This is a genomic window from Dokdonella sp., from assembly GCF_039926425.1.
In the GTDB taxonomy this organism is placed as follows: Bacteria; Pseudomonadota; Gammaproteobacteria; order Xanthomonadales; family Rhodanobacteraceae; genus Dokdonella_A.
This window is the reverse complement of the sequence record NZ_JBDSWZ010000094.1, coordinates 1-4,628: the sequence shown is the minus strand read 5'-3', so window position 1 is coordinate 4,628 and position 4,628 is coordinate 1. Positions and strand designations below refer to the sequence as shown.

Here is a 4,628-nt window from a genome sequence, read left to right as displayed (position 1 = left end):
ACCTGCACGGTGCAGGTGCGCGTCATCATGTCGAGGCCGAGCTGGCCAACCTTCGGCATGTAGTCGCGCATGATCTTGTAGCGGCCCTTGGGCATCCACGGCATTTCATCGCGGCGCCATTTCGGCTGGAAACCCATGCCGAGGAAACCGACGCCGATCTCGTCCGCGACGGTCTTCACCTCGCGCAGGTGCTGCGCCACTTCGGCGCAGGTTTCGTGGATCGTCTCGAGCGGTGCGCCCGAGAGTTCAAGCTGCCCGGCGGGTTCAAGAGTGACCGACGCGTTGTCGCGCAGCAGAGCGATCAGGTTGCCGTGCTCGGTGACGCGCTCCCAGCCGAAGCGGGTCATCGCTTCGAGGAGCACGCCGATTCCCTGCGGACCGTCGAAGGTCGGCGGATGCAGGTCGTCGAGACGGAAGCCGAATTTTTCGTGCTCCGTACCGATACGCCAGGCCGATGGTGGCTTTTCCCCCGAGGCGACGTACTCGACCAGTTCGGCTCGGTTGGAGATCGGTGTTTCTTCGACAGCGGATGGTCCGGACACAGGGTAGCCTCGCAAGGGAGCCTGCACTATGGGGCCTCTTCCCGACGCTTGAAAGGGTGCCCCCGAAGCCGTCGACGCGTGGAGGGTCAGTCGGCGCTCGCCGGCGTGGGCCACATCTCGGCGAACCACGCTTTTGCCTCGTCGATGAAGACCAGTTGCGAGCCGGGCAGCGCGTTCTTGCCGTCGTACGCGAGCAGGATCCGCTGCAGCGGGAGTGGATCGGAGATGGGCCGCCTCACCAAGGGCCGGCCGTCGTAGCTGACGTCGCCAAACGGCCGCGAATAGGCGACCGCGATGCCGAAATGGTTGGCGACCATGCTGCGCTGGAGTTCGAACGAGCCGGTACGCACCGCGCGCGACGGCCGCACGTTGGCGAGATGAAAGAGCTCGAGCACGTGCTGCCAGCTCTGCGCCTGGTCGGTCATGATCAGCGGCTCCTGGGCGAGTTCAGCCAAGGTCACCGATGTCTGGCGCGCGAGCGCGTGATCGGCCGGAAGCAGCGCTTGCGGCGCGAGTTCGCACAGCAGCGTCGTCGCAACGGTCGCCGGAAGGCCGAGGTCGTAGGTGATCGCGAGGTCGATCGCGCCCTCGTCGAGCCGACGGCCAATCGTGTCGAAGCCCTCCTCGCGCACCACCACGGTGATCGCCGGGTACTTCGTCGCCAGGCGCGAGAGGATCGAAGGAACGCAGTACGGCGCGAGATCCTCGAAGCAGCCGAGGACGAACTCGCCGTTGAGCTCCGTGCTCTCCTCGGCCAGCGACTGCAGTGCGTCCATTTCGACGATCACCTGCTTCGCCTTGACGATGACGGTCTGCCCGAACGCGGTCAGCGACACGCCGGCACCGCGCTGGCGCACGAACACTGGCCGCCCGAAGCACTCCTCGATCTGGTTGATCGCCATCGAGATCGAGGGCTGCGACACATGCAGCGCCTTCGACGCCTCCGTCAGGTTGGCGTAGCGGGCGGCGGCGATCGCGTAGCGCAACTGACGGAGAGTCAGGTTCATTCGTTTTCCTGATGAGCCTCAAACGTATTCGATATTTCACTTTATGTCGCTGCCGCCACAGACTGCAAACCCATGGGCAGGATGGATAGGCGTTTAGACGTCCATCCACCGACAGTGCGCGGGAATCGGGCACCGGCACGGGCCGGCCGGACCCCGTGTGTCCGCTTTTGAGACAGGACCGTCGTCCATTGCCGTGCCGCGGCACTTCGCTTCATCCGAGAGCCATCACCGGGGATCCACACCGACATGAACCGACCACTCCTGATTGCCTGCCTTGCCGCGCTGACGGCCGGGCCGATCATGCTACTGCCGGCATCCGCCTCGCCGACGCCAACCACCGTCCATGCCCAGGGCGCGAAGAGCGTGCAGGGAAGCCCGCTCGAGGTCACGATCACGCTGGCGCCATTCACTGGCAACCCGAACACCTGCGGAACCGCGGCCAGCCTCGAAGTCAACGTCGGCGACCAGGTCAACGTCTGCTACACGCTGACCAATCACGGCAGCACCGCGCTCGCGTTCCAGTCGCTGACCGACAGCCTCGACGGCCCGCTCCTCCGCTTCGCACCGATCGCCATCGGCGCCGGCCAGAGCCATCCGTACGTCCGGACGATCGTCGCCACCGGCGACACCGACCGCAGCGCAAGCTGGACCGGGTACGCCAACCTCGCCAGCTATACCGCCGACAGCACGGTGACGCCGAACTTCATCGATATCTCGACGACCGGCACCGATCTCGGTTTCGCCGCCGGCGACGGGTTCGACAACGAGGTCGCGCAATACACCGCCGACTTCCCGCTGCGCTTCTACGGCCGCACGGCCACGGCCCTGTGCATCAGCAACGATGGCCTGTTGCAGTACGACGATGCAACCTGCATCCCTCCGCAGGGCCAGGAACCGCCACCGGGCTTCTCGTTCAACCAGGATATCCCGAGCACCTACGGCACCGAAGTGCCGACCTATCTCGCACCGATGTGGATGAACATCGGCGACGGGCCCGGTGGCGTGTACGCGAAGGCGATCGGGACCGCGCCGAACCGCCAGTTCATCGTTCAGTGGAGCAATCTCTACAGCTATGCGATCGCGACGACCGGCGTGAGCTTCGAAGTCGTGTTCAACGAAAGCAACGACACGATCCGCTACGAGTACGGCCCGACCCTGTTCGGCAACACGGCCGACAACGGCGCCTGGTCGACGGTGGGCCTGCAGGCGGATCCGAACGGGTTGTATACCAAATACTCGTACTACCAGCCGTCGCTGTCGTCGAACTCCGCGATCCAGTGGAACTACACGCCGTCGATCAGCGCCACCGCGGACAGCGGCACGGTGCACATCAGCGCCGGTTTGCCGACGCTCGTCGTGCCGACCGCATCGGTCGACGCGATCGTTGCGCCGGGCGAAAGCGCGACGGGTACGTTGACGATCGGCAACACCGGCAACCGGGACCTGCACTGGAACCTGTCGCAGGCGCCGGGGGGTACCGACGCGCACTTCCCGAAAGTGCCGCGCTACGTGAAACCCGCCACGAACCAGCCGATCGATCGGACCCTGCGCCTCCCGCGCACCGGTATTGCGCGGCCGAATCATCCCGCGTACGCGCTGGCTCCGCCGTCGAACCATCCACGCGCCACCGTGCCTGCTTACGGCGTCAGCGTGCTGATGCCGGGCCTGGTCGGTTTCGACGCGCTCGATCCAACGGGCAGCTACACGCCGATCAATGACAGCAGCGACCTGATCGATGCCGGCGCATTCATCGGCAACGACTTCACCAAGCTCTACGTGATCGTCTACGACAGTTGGGAATTGCCGCCCGGCGCGTACGGCACGATCGACGTTGCGACTGGCGCGTTCACGCAACTCGGGATGATCTCGGGCGGCCTGTATCCCTACTGGCGCGACCTGACGCAGGATCCGCTGACCGGCACGGTGTACGTGGTCAACTACGACGACTCCGGCCTCGCAAACGCCGCGGCGGCGCTGTACACGGTAGATCTGTCCACTGGCCACGCGACGCGTATCGGCTTGATCGACGGCCCCGGCGTGCATCCGATCCACTACATCGCAGGTCTCGCGGTCAGCCCGGGTGGACTCATGTACGGCATCGACCTGTTCGGCAAGCAACTGCTCGCGATCGACAAGTCGAGCGGCGCGGCGAGCGTGATCGATTCACTCGGCCTCAACGTACGGTTCGTGCAGGACATCGAGTTCGACGAGCAATCCGGCACGCTCTACTGGGCGGCGCTGTACATCGATCCGGCCACCAACCAGCCCAAAGGCGAGATGCGCACCATCGATCCGCTGACCGCGATCTCGCAGCCGCTCGGCCTGTTGCCACCGGCTGGCGAATATCCGATCGACGAACTGACTGCACTCGCGATCGCAACACCATCGGTTGGTTGTGCGGCGCCCGGCAGCGTGCCGTGGCTGTCATTCGGCACGGCGAGCGGAACAATTGTCGCGGGTGGCGCCGACCAGTCGGTGACCGTCACGTTCGATTCGACCGGCCTCAGCCCGGGCCTGCATCGCGCGACGATCTGCGTGTTCAGCGACGATCCGCGGCATCCGTCGATGGCCGTTCCGGTTGCTTTTGCGGTGAGCGATCCGAGTCTGTACGACCAGAACGTCGTCGACAGCGCGCTGCTCGCGTTCAACAACACGATCGTCACGCCGCCGGGCACCGGCGGCCTGTCGTCCGAAGGCGCCGACGATTTCGTGATCGAAGGTCCGACCGGCTGGGCTGTCACCAGCTTCACCTTCAGCGCCTACGGCAATGCCGGCAATCCGCTGCCGGCGCAGATCAACCTTGCGATCCACAACGACGACGGCAGCGGCCATCCCGGCGCGACGGTCGTTTGCGAAGCGTCGAACCTCGGCGCGATACCGATCCCCGCCTCGCACCAGGTCGGCGTCTGGCTGCCGGCCACCTGCACGCTCGCACCGGGCACCTGGTGGGTCGTGTGGTCGTTCGCCAACGTCAACATCGCGTCGCCGATCCTCGGCTTCTGGGGCGAGACCGCGACGCAGCACAACCAGCCGGCCGTGTGGCGCAATCCCGGTGGCGCACTGAGCCCGACCTGCACGC

The 4,628-nt window shown here is 65.6% G+C and carries 3 protein-coding genes; 1 reads left to right on the top strand and 2 read right to left on the bottom strand.

Annotation, left to right across the window (positions count from 1 at the left end):
• Both ABIV12_RS06340 and ABIV12_RS06335 read right to left on the bottom strand, forming a co-directional pair.
• Positions 1-542, bottom strand: a 542-nt coding sequence (locus ABIV12_RS06340) for a glutamate-cysteine ligase family protein (RefSeq protein WP_348057397.1), incomplete at its 3' end; no start/stop codon positions are given.
• An 86-nt stretch (positions 543-628) separates the two neighbouring features.
• The gene (locus tag ABIV12_RS06335; RefSeq protein ID WP_348057395.1) at positions 629-1,549 is read right to left on the bottom strand and encodes a LysR substrate-binding domain-containing protein; all 921 of its coding nucleotides are present in this window, start codon (positions 1,547-1,549) and stop codon (positions 629-631) included.
• Positions 1,550-1,795: 246 nt separating this feature from the next.
• On the opposite strand from ABIV12_RS06335, the gene ABIV12_RS06330 reads away from it, so the two are divergent.
• Positions 1,796-4,628, top strand: a 2,833-nt coding sequence (locus tag ABIV12_RS06330; RefSeq protein WP_348057393.1) for a hypothetical protein, incomplete at its 3' end; no start/stop codon positions are given.